This is a genomic window from Phenylobacterium sp., from assembly GCF_031412415.1.
GTDB lineage: Bacteria > Pseudomonadota > Alphaproteobacteria > Caulobacterales > Caulobacteraceae > Phenylobacterium.
In genome coordinates this window covers 1-3,135 of sequence record NZ_JANOCX010000331.1, presented here as the reverse complement: position 1 = coordinate 3,135, position 3,135 = coordinate 1, and the positions used below count along the sequence as shown (strand labels likewise).

Genomic DNA, 3,135 nt, shown 5'->3' with positions numbered 1-3,135 from the left:
CCCGCCCTCCGGGCTGGAGAGGGCGGGCGTCGCGGCCAGCGGGACGCGGTGTGTGGGGACGTCCCGCGGCGCGTTTGGTCAGGCGGCCATCTTAGCGGCGACCTCAGCGACGTGCCGGCCCTGCCAGCGGGCGCCGTCCAGCTCATTCTCGCTGGGCTGCCGCGAACCATCGCCACCGGTGATGGTGGACGCTCCGTAGGGTGAGCCGCCGGTGATCTCGTCCAACCGCATCTGGCCGGCCCAGGCGTAGGGCAGGCCGACAATGACCATGCCGTGGTGCAGGAGCTGGGTGATCCCGGCCATGATGGTGGTCTCCTGTCCGCCGTGCTGGGTGGCGGTGGAGGTGAAGACCGCGCCGACCTTGCCCACCAGGCCGCCCTTGGCCCAGAGGCCGCCGGTCTGATCCCAGAACGCCGCCATCTGCGAGGCCATGCGGCCGTAACGGGTCCCGACGCCGACGATGATGGCGTCGTAGTCGGCGAGATCGGCCACGGTCGCGATGGGGGCCTCCTGATCCATCTTGTAGTGCGATGCCTTGGCCAGTTCGTCCGGCACGGTTTCGGGCACGCGTTTGATGTCGACGGTGGCGCCGGTTTGGCGGGCGCCCTCGGCGACGGCCTTGGCCATGGTTTCGATATGGCCGTAGGTCGAATGGTAGAGGACGAGAACTTTGGTCATGGGGGCTCCGGGGAGGAAAGGCGACCCCCGCCGGGGCGGGGGTCCAGTTCGGGGAGGAAACGGTTAGGCGGCGTCGACCAGGACCAGCTCGGCGTCTTCCAGGGCGGTGACCCGGATGGTCTTCTCGTCGCGGATGGCCAGGCCGTCGCGGGCCTTGGCGGTGACGCCGTTGACCTCGATCGAGCCGGTCGCCGGGACGAGATAGGCGTAGCGGCCTTCGCCCAGGTCGTAGTCGGCGCTCTCGCCGGCCTTCAGGGTCGCGGCCACGACACGGCCGTCAGCTCGGATCGGCAGGACGTCGGTATCGCCGTCGATGCCGCTGGCGAGGGTCACGAACTTGCCGGCGCGGTCGCCCTTGGGGAAGGGCCTGGCGCCCCAGGAGGGTTCGCCGCCGGCCTTGGTCGGGAGCAGCCAGATCTGGAACAAGGTCGTGGCCACCGGCTCGACATTGAACTCCGCGTGGCGGATGCCCGAGCCGGCGCTCATCACCTGGACGTCGCCGGCCTCGGTGCGGCCGGTGTTGCCCAGGCTGTCCTGGTGGGTGATCGCCCCGGTGCGAACGTAGGTAATGATCTCCATGTTCGCGTGCGGGTGCGGCGGGAAGCCGGAATTGGGTTCGATCTTGTCGTCGTTCCAGACCCGAAGCGCGCCCCAGCTCATCCGCTTGGGGTCGTGGTACTCGGAGAAGGAGAAGTGGTGCTTGGCGTCGAGCCAACCGTGGTTGGCGCCGCCGAGGGTTTCAAAAGGGCGATGGTCGATCATCGGTCTGTCTCCCGGGCCGCTCCGTGTGAGGGCCGCTGTTGGAGATACAGGTAGCCCTTCCGGGCAGTTTCGAAATAGAAACGATGGAAACAGATCGTTGCGGAATTCATCATGTCGAAACTTCCTGACTTCGAAGCCTGGGCCGTGTTCGCGAAAGTCGCCGAGACGGGCGCCTTCGCCCGCGCAGCCGATGAGCTCGACCTCTCCAAGGCCACGGTTTCAAAGGCGGTCAGCAGATTGGAAGCGCGCCTGGGGACGGGCTTGTTCCACAGGACCTCCCGACGCCTGTCCCTGACCGAGAGCGGCCGCGCGGCCCTGGAGCGGGCGAACCGCATCCTCTCGGAGGGCGAGGCGGTAGAGGCGGAGACCGCGGCCCAATCGACCATTCCGCGCGGACAGGTGCGGCTGGCCGCGCCAATGTCCTTTGGCATGCTGCATCTGGCGCCCATCCTGCCGGACTTCCTGGCGCGCTATCCCGAGGTCTCCATCGACCTCAACCTGGCCGACGCGAAGATCGACCTGGTCGCCGAGGGCTACGATCTGGCGATCCGCATCGCGCGGTTGGCGGACTCCTCGCTGCTGGCCCGGCGGATCTGCGAGATGCGGATCATGCTGGTGGGCGCACCGGGCTACTTCGAGGCCCACGGTCGTCCCGACCATCCCCGCGACTTGGCCCACCACCGGGCCTTCACCTACTCCAACGTCGAGAGCCCTGAGATCTGGCGGTTCGCCCACGCGACCGGGGAAGAACACGCGGTGACCGTGAGCGGCCAGATGCGCGTCAACAATTCCGAGGCGGTGGGCGCGGCCTTGCGGGCGGGTCTCGGCGTGGCGCTGCAGCCGGAATTCATCTGCTGGAGAGATCTGCTGGATGGAAGGCTGGAAGCGGTCATGTGCGACTGGAGCCCGCCGCGCCCAGCCCTGCATGTCGTCAGCCCGCCGGGCCGCCTGCGGCCGGCGCGGGTCAGGGTGCTGTCGGACTTCCTCGTGGAACGGCTGGCGGCGGCCGCCTGGACGACTGACGCCTAGCTTGTCGCCGCCAGGAAGCCGGCGGGATCCAGGGTGAACTGCGAGAAGGCGCCCAGGCAGCCCTGCCAGACGCCCAAGTGCTGCTTCATATCCTCGCTCGACACCCGCGGGGTGAGCAGGGTCGAGTACATGACGTTGGGCTTGCCATCGCGTCCCACGAAGCCCCGGCAGGCGAACTGGGTGCTGTTGAACAGGTTCATGCTGGCAAGCGTCGGCGCGGGACGATCCAGGCCGGTCGAGAAGGCCACGCCGGCGCAGGCCTTGCCCTTGGCGTCGCAGTTGGCGAACTGCATGCCGAAGCCGCCGCCGGGGGTGACGACCTTCATCGTCACCTGCCCCTCGGCGCCGCGCGCGGTCTCGGTCTTCGCCCCCGTGCCGGCCAGGAAGGTCGCGATTGCGCTGGGGTCGCGGGCGTCGAAGGTGGGTTTGGCGACGGCCTTCGGAGCGGCGGGCTTGGCGGCGGCGGGTTTGGCCGGCGCCGCGACGGCGTGCGTGGCGAGCAGGACGACCAGGACGGCGAACAGGTGAAGACGCATCGGGCAGGGCTCCAGGCCGCTCAAGTCTCCTGGCTAGCAGACCGAAATGAGGCATGCGAGGGCCCGGCGGATGACAACCCCCGCCGGTGCGCCGTAAGTAGCGCCATGCGTTCGATTTTCGCCGCGCTCG

General features: G+C 68.7%; 4 protein-coding genes. 1 reads left to right on the top strand and 3 read right to left on the bottom strand.

The features are described from left to right. Nucleotides 1-78: 78 nt before the first annotated feature. Both wrbA and RMO04_RS16065 read right to left on the bottom strand, forming a co-directional pair. Nucleotides 79-678 (bottom strand): NAD(P)H:quinone oxidoreductase, encoded by a 600-nt coding sequence (gene wrbA / locus RMO04_RS16070; RefSeq protein ID WP_309645782.1) that lies wholly within the window; start codon nt 676-678, stop codon nt 79-81. 63 nt (nt 679-741) lie between these two features. After that, nucleotides 742-1,440: a pirin family protein gene (locus RMO04_RS16065; protein ID WP_309645781.1), complete on the bottom strand. Its 699-nt coding sequence runs from the start codon at nt 1,438-1,440 to the stop codon at nt 742-744. Between the two features lie 111 nt (nt 1,441-1,551). Here RMO04_RS16065 and RMO04_RS16060 point away from each other — a divergent pair, with 111 nt between their 5' ends. Continuing rightward, nucleotides 1,552-2,469 (top strand): LysR family transcriptional regulator, encoded by a 918-nt coding sequence (locus RMO04_RS16060; RefSeq protein ID WP_309645780.1) that lies wholly within the window; start codon nt 1,552-1,554, stop codon nt 2,467-2,469. On the opposite strand, the gene RMO04_RS16055 is transcribed toward RMO04_RS16060, so the two are convergent. Further along, entirely contained in the window at nt 2,466-3,005 is a 540-nt protein-coding gene (locus RMO04_RS16055) for a YbjN domain-containing protein (protein WP_309645779.1), read from the bottom strand. The two genes, RMO04_RS16060 and RMO04_RS16055, sit on opposite strands and share 4 nt — an antisense overlap. Between the last annotated feature and the right edge of the window lie 130 nt (nt 3,006-3,135).